Here is a 14,302-nt window from a genome sequence, read left to right as displayed (position 1 = left end):
CTCTACGGGGTGATACGGGTGGCTACAGGTGGACCGGGAACGTGGCGTGCACGGCGAAGCCGTGCCGGCTCGCGTCGTCCCGCTTGAGGATCACGCGGGCGGACCGTACGTCGACGGGGTCGCGGCCCGCCAGCATCATCGCCTGGAGCAGGACCCGGCCGACCGGGTCCGGGCGGGACGGCCACGCGGCCTCGATCGTGAGGCGGGAGCGGGTCGACTGCGCGAGCCAGCGGTGGATGAGCTGTTCGTTGGCCGTGACCACCTGCTGGGTGGCCCACTGCGCGGTCTCGCGGTCGGGGTAGGTGGCGGAGCGGGTCGGGTGTGCGGTCATGAGTGCTCTCGCTGCATGTGCTCGTTGACGGTGGCGATGAGTTCCTGGAGCCGGTCGCGGGTGGCCCAGTACAGGCGCGGCCTGAGCCCGTCCGGGCCCGGGAAGAGAACCAGCGCGCGCTGTGCCTCGGTGGTGTAGGCCGCGGCGCGCTCGGCGCAATAGGGGTGTTCGTTCGTCACCGCCGACCGGACCGTGTCCGCGAACTCCTGGTCCCCTTCGTCCATCAGGATCGCGTCGAACCCGAAGAGGTGGGGGAAGGCCAGCTGGAATTCCCAGCCCGACATCGGGAGTTCGTCGTACTCGGGTGAGGGCTCGCGGTCGAGGATGCGTACGATCTCGGCGAGCATCCGCAGATACTCCGCCGGGTTCACGTCGCCGGCGGCTCGTTCCACCTTCTTCTGGAACTCCGGCGGGAAGTGGGCCAGCCCTTCACCGCGCTCCACGGAATCCGCCGTGAATTCGAGAACTCCGGAAGCCGCGTAGACGGAACAGTTCCAGTTCGTGATCCAGTTGCCTCGGACGGTGCGGATGTAGCGCCGGATCTCGTCGTCCAGTGACAGTTCGCCCTTGGACTCCTGCGCCTTGACGGCGAGGTCGAGGAGCCGCGGCGCCGGGCCGTCCGAGAACAGGGACGGCCACGCGGCCTCGGCGGCGAGGTGGGTGCCGGTCGGCCGCACGAGCCGGCGAGGGGTGAGCTGCTCGTTGGTCGTGACCACGTGCTGGGTGGCCCACTGCGCGCTCTCGCGGTCGGGGTGGGTGGCGGACGGGTTCGGTCGCGGCATGGGGCGGCCTCAGTGCGCTTCGAGGAGGTGGGAGGAGGCCAGACGCAGGATCGCCCGCAGCACAGGGGGTGTGGCCCACGGAACGATCGCCAGAAGGGCCACCGAGGATGCCGGGTCGGTTTCCAGGAGCAGCGCGGCGTGCAGTTCCGCGATCAGGGGCGGGACGCGCTCGGCGCAGCCGTCCGGGTGTTCGCTCGTCACACCGGCGAGAACTCCGTCTTCGAAGTCGTCGTACTCGTCCGACTCGACCCACCATGAGAAGTCCCTCAGGGTCGAGAATCTGAGTTCGGCCTCCCATGAGGACATGGGCAGCTCGTCGAAGCGGGGGATGCCCTCTTGCTGCAACGCCCGCAGAGTCGCGGCTGTGTCCCTGAGGAATGCCGAGCGGTCCTGTGGGCCGGCCGCGGCTGTCAGGCGTTCCGCGAAGCCCACGGGGAGGCACGCATCACCCGACCGTTCCAGGTCCTCGGAGATGAGCTGGAGCAGGGCGGACAGGGAGGCGCTCGGCATCGCCCAGCGCACGGCGGCGTTGCTGTCGAGTGTGCGGTTGATCCGCGCGAGCTCGCCCCCGGAGGGCGTCGCCGGTGTGGTTGCGCGCGCCGCGACGAGTACGTCGAGGAGCTTGGCCACGACCCCGTTGTTGAAGACCGCGCCGGTATGGATGGTCACAGTGGGTGGTTGTTCCTCTCCGTTGTCGGGCCTGGGCCTTCCGCTCAGGCGGTCGGCATGGATGTGAGCACGATAAAGGGTGGCTCAAGGCCCCTCTTGTACCGGAGGACGACGTTCACGCCGTGCGTATCGGCGCCCTGCGCCTTGAGGCCGTCGGCGTCGTACGAGCCACGGGTGACGGTCCGTCCCGTCACCTCGGTGAAGGGCTTGTCGAGTGTCAGGGTCGATCTCTCGTTCGCGGTCGGCGCCCTCTCCAACCGGTCGAGCCAGCGCTCGATCTTTCCGGCGTTGTCGATGTCGTCGAGGGTTTCCTGGGTGAACCGCTGGGCGGATGCCATGTTCGTGAACGACGACGCAGCCTCCGGTCGCACGGATCCGTCCGGGCGAACGAGCTGCTGGTCGCGCAGACGCTGTGCGAGCTGCTCATCCGTCTTGCCCACGTGCTTGTCGACGCTGTGGCCGCCGTAGAGGCCCTCCGCGTTCGCCAGGTCGATGGCGTAGAAGTGGTTCTTCTCGTCCGCGTCCTTGGTGTACTTGTGCTCCTGCTTGAAGTCGTTCAGCGAGCGCGCGCCGAACGCCTCCGCCCGGGCCTCCTCCGCCGCGTACGTCGGAGCGCTCCGATACGCCTCGTCCAACGCCTCCATCAGCGCGTCGAGTCGGGGCACGAGCGCGTTCACGCGGCGGTTGTACTCCTCCACGACGCGGTTGAGCGCGGCCGTGTCGATGTTGAGGGTGATCTCGACGCTCACCTCCGCGGCGCCCTTGGCGAGACCCTTGAGAAAGCGGCCTACGCCCTTCGCTCCCTCTTTGAGGTCCTTGAGGTCGACGCCGTCACTGAGGTCGATGTCCCCGACGGCCTTCTTGACCGCCTCGAGGTAGATGTCCCAGACCTCGCCGTTGACGTACACCGCCGCCTCGGCGAACTCGCGCAGCAGGTCGCTGATCTTCATCGCGGTGTCGAACAGGACGGTCATGACTGGGTGGCTCGGCTTCTGGTTGGCGGCCGAGTCGTGCTTCCACTCGTAGTTCGCCGTCGTCGTGCCCCAAGCCGTACTGCCCCACAGCGAGCTGCAGAACTGGCGCATGGCGTCGTGCCATTCGCTGTTGCTCTGCTGGGTGATGCCGTACATCTGGCCCGTCAGATTGCCCTCGGCCCAGGACAGCGCCTTCGTCATGTCTGCCCAGGACTGCGACAGCGAGTTGAGGTAGTGCTGCTGCGGATACGGGTAGACCTCGGCGACCTTGCCCCAGCGGAAGGCGTGTTCGAGCAGCGGGCGGATGATGTGCCAGACGACGTCCGGGATGCACTCCAGGAGCGAGCGGATGAAGTCGTCCCCGCCGTCGTCGTCGCCCCACTTCAGGTCGGGGACCGAGCCGTAGTCCGGGGCCTTGTCGATCACGACGGGCGGGGGCTGCGTCTGGGGCTTGGTCTTGCCCGAGGCGTCGTTGGCGGCCTCCGCCTTGGAGTAGTTGTTCGCGGTGGTGGCGAAGCCGACCGCGGCGCCTCCGATACTGACGACGGACTTGGCCCACACCTCCAGGTAGCGGTTGCCGGCCTTGAGGTAGGAGGCGGCGAAGGCCTGCGGGGCGGTGCCGTAGCCGCCCGCGTCGGGGTACTCCTTCAGCTCCTTGATCAGGTTCTTGGCGGCCTTGTCGAACGGCGTCTGCTCGCCCGCGAACCCGCCCGCGACCTGGTGCAGCGTGGAGGGCTTGACGTCGATGGTGCCGCTGCTCGGCGCCGGCGTCCCCATCAGGCCGCGCCCCAGCCGCGCAGGACCGCCCGGTGCGCCGCCGCGTAGTTGATGTGGCCGGTCGTCACGATCTCGTGCAGCCACTTCTGGGCCGCCTGGAGATCCTGCGCCGAGTGGTCCCACTCGTCGAGCTTGTCGACGAACATCTCCCGGGCCTCGCCCTGCCAGGACAGGACGACCGGCTCGACGCGCTCGTAGAGGTCGTCGATCCTGCCGTTGAGCTGCTTGAGGATGTCCTCGAGCTCCACCGCGAGATGGTGGAGAGTGGTGAAGGTGACCGATATGTGGTCGTCGGCGTCGCTGGGCGGCACGGTTCCCCCTTGTCGCTGTGCGCGTCTGCGGCTACGAGTCATGGCTACGGCTGCATCCGCGTACGGGCCTGTGGTCCACGGCTGCTTGCGGATGCGGCGGCGGTCGGTGGACGTGCGGATGACCGGGTGGAGCGGCCGGATCAGAAGCTGTCCAGGCCGCTGCGCGGACGGGCCGGCGGCGCGGCCGGCTCGACGTTCGGCGTGGACAGCTTGTCCGCCTCGCCCGCCACGTCGACGTTGACCTGGATGCGACGGAACTGGTCGAGCTTGTCCAGTTCGAGCTGGGTGAAGCCGTCGCGGCTCATGCGGACCGCCTGCTCCAGGACCTTCATCACCTCGCGGATCCGTACGGCGTCCTCGGCCGCCGCCCGGTGAAATCCCCGGTACGCCGTCGACGCCGGGCCGCTCCAGCCCGCCTCGATGCTGTCGACGATCGTGTCCATGCGCTTCACCTGCTTGTCCAGGTGGTCCTGCATGTCGTCCAGGTCGTCCGCGAGCTTGGTCAGCTTCTCGGGTGGAACCCGTAGATCTTTCGGATCGCCCATCACACCGCTCCCCCGGTCGCATGTGGCGCTCAACCCCCGTTGATCGCACAGGAATTCTAGAGCACGGCGGTCCGCGGGCGACGGCACCCTGAGTCCCCGTTCGCAGGGAACCGAGCCTGCCCGCGGGTGCCGCAATCCCGCGCGTTAGCCTCGAATCGGCCCACGTCCACCCGGGCCGTACATGACGGAGAAGCGAGGCAGTGATGGCGAAGGTACCGGCGGCCGCGGTGGCCGCGAGCGGGATTGTCGGCGGGTACGCCGTGGCGCGGTTCACCAAGAAGCGGCAGCTCGGCGGCGTGGTGCTGGCCGCTGCCGGCGTCGCGGCCGGGGCTCGATGGCGACAGGCCGCCGGGGGCAAGGTCGCCGCCGTGCTAGGTGGTGCCTACGTCGCCGCCTTCGCCGGGTCGCACCCGCTCGCCAAGAAGATGGGCGCCTGGCCCGCCGTGTTCACGGTCGCCGGGGGCGTCGCCGCCGCGTCGTACGTGCTGGCCGACCGGCGCGCCGCGTAAGCCAGACTCTTGCGGGGGGCTACGCGCCCCGGTGCTGCAGCACGTTCACCACGCGCCCCTCCGGGTCCCGCGCGAAGAAGCGGCGTACGCCCCACTCCTCGTCGCGGAGGTCGTGGACGATCTCGGCGCCCGATGCGCGTACCTGCGCGTAGACCGCGTCCACGTCCTCGACCTCCACGCTGAGGTCCGGGACCACGGGCGCGGTCGCCTCGTGGGTGAGAAAGCTGACCTGGGCGGTCGGGTTGGAGGGTGACGCGAGGGTCATCACCCACCCTTGGTTCATGACCTCCTCGAAGCCGAGCAGGCCGTAGAAGTCGCGGTTCTCGGCCATCGACTCGGGCGACTTCGTCGTGAGGTCCGGGACGATCCTGCGGATGGTCATCGGGGGCTCCCGTGCGGTGGGGTCGGGTCGGGGCGGTGCGCGGACTTGCCGGGGCGGTGCGCGGACCAACGGTCATCCTTGCCGAACGTTCCCCCTGAACGTCGACCTGTACGCCCCCGGCGACACCCCGAGCCCCGCCTGAAAGTGCTGCCGGAGCGAGGCTCCCGTACCGAAGCCCGCCTCCGTCGCGATGCGGTCGACCGTGTGATCGGTCTGTTCCAGGAGCTCGCGCGCGCGGTCCACGCGGCGCTGGGTCAGCCACCGGACGGGGGTGAGACCGGTCTCCTCCCGGAAGCGGCGGCTGTAGGTGCGGACGGACATGGCGTCGTGTGCGGCCAGTTCGGCGAGGGTGAGGGGCTCGGCGAGACGGGTGAGGGCCCATGCGCGCGACCCGGACGTGGACGTCAACCCCTCTGATTCCACCGGGCGTTGGATGTACTGGGCCTGGCCACCCTCCCGATGCGGGGGCACCACCGTGCGGCGCGCCACCTCCGCCGCGACGGCCGCGCCGTGGTCGCGGCGGATCATGTGGAGGCACAGGTCGATGCCCGCCGCCTCGCCCGCGGACGTGAGGATCCGGCCCTCGTCGACGTACAGGACGCCGGGGTCGACCGTCACGGACGGGAACGTACGCGCGAAGAGATCGGCCGACATCCAGTGCGTCGTCGCGCGCCGACCGTCCAGGAGCCCCGCCGCGGCGAGCACGAACGAGCCTGTGCAGATGGAGGCGATACGGCGGGGGCCCGGCGGGGGGCGGCGCCCGGGCACGTCCTGCGCCCCACGCTCCGCCTGCGCCCCGCGCGGGGCCGCCACCGCGCGGGCCTCGTCCGCCCCGCGCGGGGCGGCCGCCGCGCGCACCCCCTCCGGTCCACCCGGGGCCGCCGCCACCGCGCGCAGGACCTCCGCCAGTTCCTCGGGCAGGCCGCCCGGCCGCAGGCCCTCGTCCGTCTCGTGCGACGCCGGTACGAGGATCGTGTCCGCGGCCGCCACCGTCGCCAGGCCGTGCTCCGCGTGGATCGGGAAGTCCGCGTCCGTGCGGATCATGCCGGGGCGCGGGGCGCAGGTGAGGACGTCGTAGAGCGGCTCGCCCGCCGCGGACCTCGCGGTGCCGAACAGCTGGTGGACCAGGCCGAGTTCCATGGGCAGGACGCCGTCACGGACCAGTACGGCGACGGTCCGGCGGCCGCTGTGCGCCGGCGTCGCGGGCCTCACGGGAGTCATGGCCAGATTCTTTCACCTCATGGCCATCTGGCCAGTCGTGGCGGCGGGCACCTCCGTCACAGGGTGAGGTCATGAAGACCTTCGGCCCTCGGCCGCACCCCCACACACCCGGCTCGCCCTGGACCGTCGCCGCCGGAGCCGCGCTCGCCATCGTCACGGCCGGGGCGTTCAGCACGCTCGCCGGGCTGCTCGTCGGGCCGCTGCACGAGGATCTCGGCTGGTCACGGGCGTCCGTCGGGCTCGGCTCGCTCGTGAACATGGTCGTGTACGGGGCGAGTGCCCCCTTCGCCGCGGCGCTCATGGACCGGCTCGGGATGCGACGCGTCGCCGTGGGCGCCCTGTGTCTCGTCGGGGCCGGGGCCGGGCTCGCCACGACCATGACCGCGCCCTGGCAGTTCGTCCTGTACTGGGGCGTGCTGGTGGGCCTGGGGACGGGGGCGGTGGCCACGACGTTCGCCGCGACCGTCACCGAGCGGTGGTTCGTCGCGCGGCGCGGGCTCGTCACCGGGCTGCTCACGGCGGCGAGCGTGGTGGGGCAGTTCGTGTTCCTGCCCGTGCTGTCGTGGGTGATCGACGCGTACTCGTGGCGGGCGGCCGCCACGGCTCTCGCGCTCGCCGCGGCCGGCGCGCTGCCCGTGGTGTGGGCCGCGGTGCGCGATCCGCGGAACGGGCCGGCCCCGAGGGAGGACGCCGCGCGGCGCGCCGTGCGCACGCTCGCCCGGGCCGCCCGCCACGGCCCGTTCTGGCTGCTCGCAGGGACCTTCGCCGTCTGCGGAGCCTCGACGAACGGAGTGATGTGGACGCACTTCGCGCCCGCGGCCCACGACCACGGGATGCCGGTGACCGTCGCCGCTTCGCTGCTCTCCCTCATCGGGATCTTCAATGTCGCGGGGACGGTGGCGTCCGGATGGCTGACGGACCGCGCCGATCCGCGCCGCCTGCTCGCCGTGTACTACGCCCTGCGCGGCCTCACCCTCCTCGCGCTGCCGCTGCTCCTGACGTCGGCCGTGGACGCGCCGCTCGTCGCGTTCACCGTCGTCTTCGGACTGCTCGACGTGGCGACCGTGCCGCCGACGATCGCGCTGTGCCGCGCCCACTACGGGGCCGGCGCACCGGTCGTGTTCGGCTGGGTGAGCGCCGCGCACCAGGTCGGGGCCGGGGCCGTGGCGTTCGCGGGCGGGACGGCGCGGGACGCCTTCGGCTCGTACGACCCGGTGTGGGTGGGCGCGGGCGCGCTGTGCGCGGGGGCGGCGCTCCTCGCGCTGACCCTGCGCAGGCCGCGGGGGCGGCGCGTCACGCCCCCAGCGCCCGCGACACCGCGTAGATCGCGAGCCCTGCCAGCGAGCCCACCACCGTGCCGTTGATCCGGATGAACTGCAGGTCACGACCGATGTGCGCCTCGATCTTCTTCGAGGTGTGCTCGGCGTCCCAGCCGGCCACGGTGTCCGTGATCAGGGAGGTGATCTCCGTGCGGTACGTCGTCACGACGTACGTGGCCGCGCCCTCCACCCAGCCGTCGACCTTGTCCTGGAGGCGGCGGTCGGTCGCCATCCGGGAGCCGAGGGAGAGCAACGAGGCCCGTACGCGCAGCCGCAGCTCGCTGCGCTCGTCCTCCGCCGCCGCCACGATCATCGCGCGGACCGCGGACCAGGCGGAGGCGATCAGGTCCTGGACCTCGGGGCGGGCGATGATCTCGGACTTCAGGCGCTCGACGCGCGCCCGCGTGTCCGTGTCGGACTGGAGGTCGCAGGCGAAGTCCTCGAGGAAGCGGTCGAGGGCGCCGCGGGCGGGGTGCCCGGGCATGTCGCGCATCTCGGTGACGAAGCGCAGGAGTTCCTTGTAGACGCGGTCGCCGATCTTCCTGTCGACGAACCGCGGGGTCCAGCCGGGGGCGCCGCCCTGCACCGCGTCCATCACGGAGTCCCCGTGCCGCACCAGCCAGTCGTGGGCCCGCGCGCAGACGAGGTCCACGGCCCGCTTGTGGCCACCGTCGGCGACGACCCTCTCCAGCAACTTGCCTATGCCGGGAGCTACCTCCTGGGCGTCGGCGCGGCGCGTGATGGCCTCACCGACGACCGCCTGGACGTCCGAGTCGCGCAGCACGGTGAGGGCTCCGCGCAGGGCGGTGGCGAGCTCGGCCGTCACCCGATCGGCGTGCTCCGGTTCGGCCAGCCAGGTGCCGAGCCGACGACCGATGCCGACGGCGCGCAGCCGCTGCCGTACGACGTCGGCGGAGAGGAAGTTCTCTCCGACGAACTCGCCGAGCGATACGCCCAACTGGTCCTTCTTCGTCGGGATGATCGCCGTGTGCGGGATGGGCAGGCCGAGGGGGCGGCGGAAGAGCGCGGTGACCGCGAACCAGTCGGCGAGGGCGCCGACCATGCCCGCTTCGGCGGCGGCCGCGACGTAGCCCGCCCAGGCTCCGGCGCCGGAGTTCTGCCCCCACTTGGCGAGTACGTAGATGACGGCGACGAGCAGGAGCAGGCCGCCGGCGGTGGTCTTCATCCGCCGTACGCCGCGCTGCTTCTCCACGTCGGCGGGGCTGAAGGAGCCGGGGCCCGCGCCGAACGGAGCCGGTCGCGTCCCGAATGAGGAGCCGCCCGCACGGGCATGCTCACCCATGCCCGCTTCGCCCGAATCCTCCGTGTCGCGCGCGGCCGCCGCGCGCTTCGCGTCCTCCACTTCGCCCACTCAGCTCACTCCGCCCGTCGCAAGTCCGTCCACCGGCAGTCCCCCGTGTCATCCCGCTCACACATTGTCCCTACCTCACCGACTCCCGGAACGGACGACAAGTTCCCGGCGTCTCAAAAGGCGGAGGGGGGCAGTGTCGGCTTCCTCCCGGCCCATGACGCATCATGGGATCATCACACCGGAGCCTCGGGGCTCCCGCTGCCCGAGGAGACACCCCCGCATGACCAAGCGCCACGGTTATGCCCTGCTGGCCGCGCTCGCGGCCCTGGTCGTCGTGATTTCGGCCGCCATATACCTGGGCGTCTCCGGCGCCTACGACGGCTCCAACAGCACGGTCAGCGCCGGTCCCCGGCACCCCCAGAACTCGGCGGCCCCCGCCTCCACCGGTACGTGGGCGGGCAGTTGGTCGGCCTCCCCCGCGGGCGGCGAACCCGGCACCGAGACCGACGGCCTCGCGGGCCGCTCCGTGCGCAACGTCGTGCACACCAGCATCGGCGGCACCAGCGCCCGCATCACGTTCTCCAACCTCTACGGGCAGCAGCCGCTCAGCATCACGCACGCCTCGGTCGCCGTGGCCGCCGCGCCCAACAGCCCGACCGCCACGGCCGGCACGCTGCGCCGCCTGACCTTCGCCGGCAACACCTCGGTCGTCATCCCGGCCGGTTCCCAGGCCATGAGCGACGCCGTGCGGCTGCACGTCCCGCAGAACACCGACATGCTCGTCACGAGCTACTCGCCCACCCCGTCGGGCCCGGTCACCTATCACCCGCAGGCCCGTCAGATGTCGTACGTCGCCCAGGGCGACCGCGCGGAGGACGAGACCGGCGCCGCCTACACGCAGCAGACCCCGTACTGGCGCTACGTCACCGCGCTCGACGTGCTCAGCAACGAGTCGGACGGCACCGTCGTCGTGATCGGCGACTCCCTGACCGACGGCGTCACCTCGACGGTGGGCACCAACCGCCGCTGGACGGACGTGCTCGCCGCCCGGCTGCGCGACGAGAACGGCACGGCGCGCTACGGCGTCGTCAACCAGGGCATCAGCGGCAACCGCATCCTGTCCGACGGCCTCGGCCGCCCCGCGAACAACCCGAGCGGCCTCTCCCGCTTCGACCGGGACGTCCTCGACCGGTCCGGCGTCAAGGCCGTCGTGATCGCGCTCGGCATCAACGACATCCTCCGCAACCCGCACCAGAACGACCCCGACAAGATCGTCGAGGGCCTGCGGGAGCTGACCCGGCAGGCGCACACCCGCGGCCTGCGCGTGGTCGGCGCGACCCTCATGCCGTTCCAGGGCCACCGCGGCTACGAGCCCCGCCTCGACGTCGTGCGCCAGGCCGTGAACGCGCAGATCCGCTCCGGCAAGGTCTTCGACGAGTTCGTCGACTTCGACAAGGCACTGCGCGACCCCTACAACCCGCGCAGGCTGCTGCCCGGATACGACTCCGGCGACCACCTGCACCCGAGCGACTCCGGCTTCCGCAGGATGGCGTACACGTTCAACCTGACGACGCTGAAGGGGGCGACGCCGGCCCAGCTGTAGCGCGCCCCGCGCTAGAGCTCACGCCGCTCGCGACGCTCCTCCGCCCGCTCCCACTGGCGCTCGCGCCGCTCCTCGTGGCGCTCGTGCCGCAGATGATGACGTTCGGCGTGCCGCTCGCGGTGCCCCTCCAGCGCCTCACGGTGCGCCGCCCTGCGGTCCAGCTTGTCCTGGCGGCGCTCCTCCTTGAGGCGGAGGCGCTCCTCACGCGACACCCTGCGGTCCACGCCGACGCCGCCCATCAGGGCGAACCCCCGCACGACGACCCGCGGGGAGCCCGGCGTGCCCTCGCCCGAGGCCCGGTCGTCGACGCCGCCCATGAAGCCGAAGCCCTTGACGGTGACGTCCAGCTCCGGCGGCACCTTGATCTGGATCCCGCCCATGATCGTGAAGCAGTTGATGACCACGTCGCGGGACGCGAACCGCGCCTCCCGCAGATCGATCTCGCCGCCGCCGAACATCGCGAACGCGGTGAACCTCTCGCCCACCGTCCAGCGCCCCTTACGGCCGAACCCGCCGAAGAGCGCGAGCGCCCACGTGGACGTGGCCTCCCCGCCGATCCGCGCCCGCCAGTCGACCGCGCCCTCGGGCTGCGGCTCCTTCACGAAACTCACCGGGGCCCCCGGCGCCGCCGCGCCCACCCCCGGCAGATCGCGCGTGATCGGCGCCAACTCACCGTACGTACGCGCCGCGTACACGGCCTCGAGCCGCTCGTCGAACTCCTCCATGTCCAGGCGTCCTTCGGCGAGGGCGTCGCGCAGTGCCTCCGCGACCCGGTCCCGGTCGGCGTCGGAGGCCCGCAGCTGGGGCAGGTCGTTCGGCTCGGGGCGCTCAGGGCGTTCGTCCGTCATGGGGCCAGCCTACGAGGGTGCGGCCGTTCCTCCCAGGGATGGTTCCTCCCTGGCGTACATACGGGCGATCACGGACTCGATGTCCGGCTCCCGGACCGACAGGTCCACCAGCGGATACTCGGCCGCGACCTGCGCGACCAGCGGCGCCGCCGACTGCGCGGCCGGGAACGCCAGCCACTGGCGCGGCCCGTCCACCTTCACCACCCGGGCGAACTCCACTACCAGCGGCGGCAGTTCACGCTCCAGGTCGACGACGAGGGTCCGCTCGCTCTCCCCCACCTGATGCAGGCCGTCGAGCTGGCCGTCGTACATGAGGCGCCCGTGATCGATGACCATGACGCGCTTGCACAGCTGCTCGATGTCGGTCAGGTCGTGCGTGGTCAGCAGCACCGTCGTACCGCGCTCCTCGTTCAACTCCCGCAGGAACCCCCGCACTTTGACCTTGGAGACGACATCGAGCCCGATGGTCGGCTCGTCGAGGTAGAGCACCTCGGGGTCGTGCAGGAGGGCCGCCGCGATGTCGCCCCGCATGCGCTGCCCGAGGGAGAGCTGCCGCACCGGCGTGTCCAGCAGGCCGCCCAGTTCGAGCAGTTCGACGCACCGGTCGAGGTTCTCCCGGTAACGGGCGTCCGGGATGCGGTACATGCGGTGCATCAGCCGGTACGAGTCGATCAGCGGCAGGTCCCACCACAGCGTCGTACGCTGCCCGAACACCACGCCGATCCGCCGCGCGAGCCGCGTCCGCTCCCGGGACGGCTCGATGCCCGCGACCCGCAGCCGGCCCGCGCTCGGCGTGAGGATGCCGGTCAGCATCTTGATCGTGGTGGACTTGCCCGCGCCGTTCGGCCCGATGTAGCCGACCATCTCGCCGCGCGGCACGCCGAAGGTGAGCGAGTCGACGGCCCGCACCTGATGCCGCTCGCGCCGCAGCAGCCCCGTCTTCCTGCGCACGTCGAAGACCTTCTCCACGCCGTCGACCTCGATGAAGTCCTCAGCCATACGTCTTCAGCTCCCGGTACTGCGGTACGAACGGACACCCGCGCGCCAGGCCAGACCCGCGAGCGCGCAGCTCCCGGCGGCCACCAGCGGCGGCGTGAAGGCGAGCCACCAGGGCAGGCCGACGGGGTAGGGGCGGCCGAGCACGTACAGCGCGGGCAGCCAGTTGACGAAGGCCAGCGGCACGACGAACGTCACGCCGATCACGAAGTCCCTGGCGAACACCGTCGGCGGGTACTGGAGCAGCGTCAGCCCGCCGAACGTGAACGCGCTCTGCGCCTCCGCAGCGTCCTGCGCCCAGAACTGGAACGCCGCCCCGGCCACGTACACCGCGCCGAAGATCGCCGCGCCGCTCAGCAGCATCACCGGCAGCAGAAGCAGCCTGCCGAACGTCCAGTCGAGGTCCAGGCGCGTCAGCGACCAGCCGAGGACCAGGGCGCCCTGGAGGAAACGGCCGAGGCGACGCAGGCCGAAGCGGTCCGCCGCCACCTGTACGAGCACCGGGGCGGGGCGCACCAGGAACGCGTCGAGGGAGCCGTCGCGCACCCGCAGCCCGAGATCGTCGACGCTGCCCAGCAGGAGAGCGGTGATCCCGAAGGAGACGGAAGCGGTCCCGTACAGGAACGCGGTCTCCGCGAAGCTGTAGCCGCCCAGCGAGGTCGCCTGCGAGAACATCATCCAGATCACGACGAAATCGAGTCCCGTGACGAGGAAGTTGGTGAGGACCGCGGCCGCGAACGACGTGCGGTAGACCAGGGTGGAACGGATCCACATCGCGGCGATCAGGCCGTAGACCCGTACGCTCCCGCCGACGTCAGCCACCTTGGAGCACCACCTTGCGCGTCGCGGAGGACTGGAGGAGGCGGCCCGCGGCGAGCAGGACGACCGCCCACCCGGCCTGGAAGGCGTACGCCATGAGGACTTCGGCCGCACCGGAGCGGGCGCCGAGGAGGATGTCCGCGGGCATCTGCAGGAGCGACGCCCACGGCAGCACCCGCGCGATGTCGCCGAGCGCGCCGGGCATCGCGTTCAGCGGCAGCAGCAGCCCCGTGAAGAACATCCCCACCAGACCGCCGAACTGCAGGACTCCCGACCCGTCGAGCAGCCAGAACGCGCTCAGCGCCAGCACATAGCGGATCGCGAAACTCACCACCACCGCCAGCATCACCGCCACCAGGAACTCCAGCCACACCACCGGATCACCCGGCAGCGCGAGCGGAAAAGCGAGCGCGCCCACCGTCAGCGGCACCACGCCCCGACTGGCCAGCTGGAACACGGCCCGCCCGAAATCACCTGCCAGCCACCACAGTTGGAGATCGACGGGCCGGTACAGGTCCACCGCGATGTCGCCGTTGCGGATCCGCGCCACCATGTCGACCGCGAACCCCGTGTTGAACATCGACAGGGCCTGCGCGAGCGCCTGCCCGATCCACACATACGTCAGCGCCTGCGCCTGGTCGTACCCGCCGAGCCCCGGCCGCTCGTCCCACAGCGCCAGATACGTGTACGCCACGATGAACCCGAAGACGGTGTTCGTGAACACGCCCGCCGCCGTGGCCGAACGGTACGTCGCGTAGCGCCGGAACCCGCCGGCCGCGACGGCCGCGTACAGGCGGCAGGACCCCACGAACACTCCCCCGCGCTCCCGTCTTCCGTTCCGGACCAAAGCGCAGGAGCCTAGCGGGAGCAGGGTGTACCGTGCCACGCATTTTCGGCTCCCCCG

Annotated in this window: 16 protein-coding genes; 3 read left to right on the top strand and 13 right to left on the bottom strand. The window is 71.2% G+C overall.

The annotated features are described in order from the left end of the window. Positions 1 to 22: 22 nt before the first annotated feature. The 6 genes from ACFC96_RS27235 to ACFC96_RS27210 form a co-directional block, all read right to left on the bottom strand. Positions 23 to 331 carry an RNase A-like domain-containing protein gene (locus ACFC96_RS27235; protein WP_376614564.1) on the bottom strand — a complete coding sequence of 103 codons (309 nt, stop codon included), beginning with the start codon at positions 329 to 331 and terminating at the stop codon, positions 23 to 25. Beyond that, the gene (locus ACFC96_RS27230) at positions 328 to 1,113 is read right to left on the bottom strand and encodes a hypothetical protein (RefSeq protein ID WP_376614562.1); all 786 of its coding nucleotides are present in this window, start codon (positions 1,111 to 1,113) and stop codon (positions 328 to 330) included. Before ACFC96_RS27230 ends, ACFC96_RS27235 begins: the two co-directional genes overlap by 4 nt. A 9-nt stretch (positions 1,114 to 1,122) precedes the next feature. Further along, on the bottom strand, positions 1,123 to 1,782 hold the full coding sequence (locus ACFC96_RS27225; RefSeq protein ID WP_376227604.1) for a hypothetical protein: 660 nt from the start codon (positions 1,780 to 1,782) through the stop codon (positions 1,123 to 1,125). 44 nt (positions 1,783 to 1,826) lie between these two features. Continuing rightward, positions 1,827 to 3,533: an RNase A-like domain-containing protein gene (locus ACFC96_RS27220; protein WP_376614560.1), complete on the bottom strand. Its 1,707-nt coding sequence runs from the start codon at positions 3,531 to 3,533 to the stop codon at positions 1,827 to 1,829. After that, on the bottom strand, positions 3,533 to 3,886 hold the full coding sequence (locus ACFC96_RS27215) for a WXG100 family type VII secretion target (protein ID WP_376256594.1): 354 nt from the start codon (positions 3,884 to 3,886) through the stop codon (positions 3,533 to 3,535). Before ACFC96_RS27215 ends, ACFC96_RS27220 begins: the two co-directional genes overlap by 1 nt. A gap of 98 nt (positions 3,887 to 3,984) precedes the next feature. Then, positions 3,985 to 4,389: a WXG100 family type VII secretion target gene (locus tag ACFC96_RS27210; RefSeq protein ID WP_376256596.1), complete on the bottom strand. Its 405-nt coding sequence runs from the start codon at positions 4,387 to 4,389 to the stop codon at positions 3,985 to 3,987. A gap of 203 nt (positions 4,390 to 4,592) precedes the next feature. On the opposite strand from ACFC96_RS27210, the gene ACFC96_RS27205 reads away from it, so the two are divergent. Then, positions 4,593 to 4,898 (top strand): hypothetical protein, encoded by a 306-nt coding sequence (locus tag ACFC96_RS27205; RefSeq protein WP_376256598.1) that lies wholly within the window; start codon positions 4,593 to 4,595, stop codon positions 4,896 to 4,898. Between the two features lie 19 nt (positions 4,899 to 4,917). On the opposite strand, the gene ACFC96_RS27200 is transcribed toward ACFC96_RS27205, so the two are convergent. Further along, a complete protein-coding gene (locus ACFC96_RS27200; RefSeq protein WP_376256600.1) occupies positions 4,918 to 5,280 on the bottom strand; it encodes a VOC family protein in 363 nt (120 codons plus the stop codon). Between the two features lie 72 nt (positions 5,281 to 5,352). Beyond that, complete coding sequence (locus ACFC96_RS27195) at positions 5,353 to 6,501, bottom strand: GlxA family transcriptional regulator (RefSeq protein ID WP_376614558.1); 1,149 nt, start codon at positions 6,499 to 6,501, stop codon at positions 5,353 to 5,355. 71 nt (positions 6,502 to 6,572) lie between these two features. Between ACFC96_RS27195 and ACFC96_RS27190 the strand changes: the two genes are divergently transcribed. After that, the gene (locus tag ACFC96_RS27190; RefSeq protein ID WP_376614556.1) at positions 6,573 to 7,865 is read left to right on the top strand and encodes an MFS transporter; all 1,293 of its coding nucleotides are present in this window, start codon (positions 6,573 to 6,575) and stop codon (positions 7,863 to 7,865) included. Here the strand turns inward: ACFC96_RS27190 and ACFC96_RS27185 are convergent. Beyond that, the gene (locus tag ACFC96_RS27185; protein ID WP_376614624.1) at positions 7,795 to 9,123 is read right to left on the bottom strand and encodes a DUF445 domain-containing protein; all 1,329 of its coding nucleotides are present in this window, start codon (positions 9,121 to 9,123) and stop codon (positions 7,795 to 7,797) included. The genes ACFC96_RS27190 and ACFC96_RS27185 overlap by 71 nt on opposite strands. Positions 9,124 to 9,412: 289 nt before the next feature. On the opposite strand from ACFC96_RS27185, the gene ACFC96_RS27180 reads away from it, so the two are divergent. After that, the gene (locus ACFC96_RS27180) at positions 9,413 to 10,735 is read left to right on the top strand and encodes an SGNH/GDSL hydrolase family protein (protein WP_376614555.1); all 1,323 of its coding nucleotides are present in this window, start codon (positions 9,413 to 9,415) and stop codon (positions 10,733 to 10,735) included. 11 nt (positions 10,736 to 10,746) lie between these two features. Here the strand turns inward: ACFC96_RS27180 and ACFC96_RS27175 are convergent, their stop codons facing one another. The 4 genes from ACFC96_RS27175 to ACFC96_RS27160 are packed head-to-tail and all read right to left on the bottom strand — an operon-like array spanning position 10,747 to position 14,206. Beyond that, on the bottom strand, positions 10,747 to 11,583 hold the full coding sequence (locus tag ACFC96_RS27175; protein ID WP_376256608.1) for a DUF1707 domain-containing protein: 837 nt from the start codon (positions 11,581 to 11,583) through the stop codon (positions 10,747 to 10,749). Positions 11,584 to 11,592: 9 nt separating this feature from the next. Beyond that, positions 11,593 to 12,582, bottom strand: coding sequence for an ATP-binding cassette domain-containing protein (locus ACFC96_RS27170; RefSeq protein WP_376614553.1), 990 nt, complete (start codon positions 12,580 to 12,582; stop codon positions 11,593 to 11,595). Between the two features lie 6 nt (positions 12,583 to 12,588). Next, complete coding sequence (locus ACFC96_RS27165) at positions 12,589 to 13,353, bottom strand: ABC transporter permease (RefSeq protein WP_376614622.1); 765 nt, start codon at positions 13,351 to 13,353, stop codon at positions 12,589 to 12,591. Positions 13,354 to 13,393: 40 nt separating this feature from the next. Further along, a complete protein-coding gene (locus tag ACFC96_RS27160) occupies positions 13,394 to 14,206 on the bottom strand; it encodes an ABC transporter permease (RefSeq protein WP_376256612.1) in 813 nt (270 codons plus the stop codon). Between the last annotated feature and the right edge of the window lie 96 nt (positions 14,207 to 14,302).

This window comes from Streptomyces sp. NPDC055955 (genome assembly GCF_042270245.1).
In the GTDB taxonomy this organism is placed as follows: Bacteria; Actinomycetota; Actinomycetes; order Streptomycetales; family Streptomycetaceae; genus Streptomyces.
Note: the sequence above shows the minus strand (reverse complement) of the source record. Positions and strands in the feature narration are given on the sequence as shown.

What these genes read in the sequence shown, in the direction of transcription:
- ACFC96_RS27230 (WP_376614562.1), bottom strand. Translation starts at nt 1,113, where the DNA reads ATGCCGCGACCGAACCCGTCCGCCACCCACCCCGACCGCGAGAGCGCG.
- ACFC96_RS27185 (WP_376614624.1), bottom strand. Translation starts at nt 9,123, where the DNA reads ATGGGTGAGCATGCCCGTGCGGGCGGCTCCTCATTCGGGACGCGACCG.
- ACFC96_RS27190 (WP_376614556.1), top strand. Translation starts at nt 6,573, where the DNA reads ATGAAGACCTTCGGCCCTCGGCCGCACCCCCACACACCCGGCTCGCCC.
- ACFC96_RS27165 (WP_376614622.1), bottom strand. Translation starts at nt 13,353, where the DNA reads ATGTGGATCCGTTCCACCCTGGTCTACCGCACGTCGTTCGCGGCCGCG.
- ACFC96_RS27170 (WP_376614553.1), bottom strand. Translation starts at nt 12,582, where the DNA reads ATGGCTGAGGACTTCATCGAGGTCGACGGCGTGGAGAAGGTCTTCGAC.
- ACFC96_RS27210 (WP_376256596.1), bottom strand. Translation starts at nt 4,389, where the DNA reads ATGGGCGATCCGAAAGATCTACGGGTTCCACCCGAGAAGCTGACCAAG.
- ACFC96_RS27200 (WP_376256600.1), bottom strand. Translation starts at nt 5,280, where the DNA reads ATGACCATCCGCAGGATCGTCCCGGACCTCACGACGAAGTCGCCCGAG.
- ACFC96_RS27215 (WP_376256594.1), bottom strand. Translation starts at nt 3,886, where the DNA reads ATGACTCGTAGCCGCAGACGCGCACAGCGACAAGGGGGAACCGTGCCG.
- ACFC96_RS27235 (WP_376614564.1), bottom strand. Translation starts at nt 331, where the DNA reads ATGACCGCACACCCGACCCGCTCCGCCACCTACCCCGACCGCGAGACC.
- ACFC96_RS27195 (WP_376614558.1), bottom strand. Translation starts at nt 6,501, where the DNA reads ATGACTCCCGTGAGGCCCGCGACGCCGGCGCACAGCGGCCGCCGGACC.
- ACFC96_RS27175 (WP_376256608.1), bottom strand. Translation starts at nt 11,583, where the DNA reads ATGACGGACGAACGCCCTGAGCGCCCCGAGCCGAACGACCTGCCCCAG.
- ACFC96_RS27180 (WP_376614555.1), top strand. Translation starts at nt 9,413, where the DNA reads ATGACCAAGCGCCACGGTTATGCCCTGCTGGCCGCGCTCGCGGCCCTG.
- ACFC96_RS27205 (WP_376256598.1), top strand. Translation starts at nt 4,593, where the DNA reads ATGGCGAAGGTACCGGCGGCCGCGGTGGCCGCGAGCGGGATTGTCGGC.
- ACFC96_RS27220 (WP_376614560.1), bottom strand. Translation starts at nt 3,533, where the DNA reads ATGGGGACGCCGGCGCCGAGCAGCGGCACCATCGACGTCAAGCCCTCC.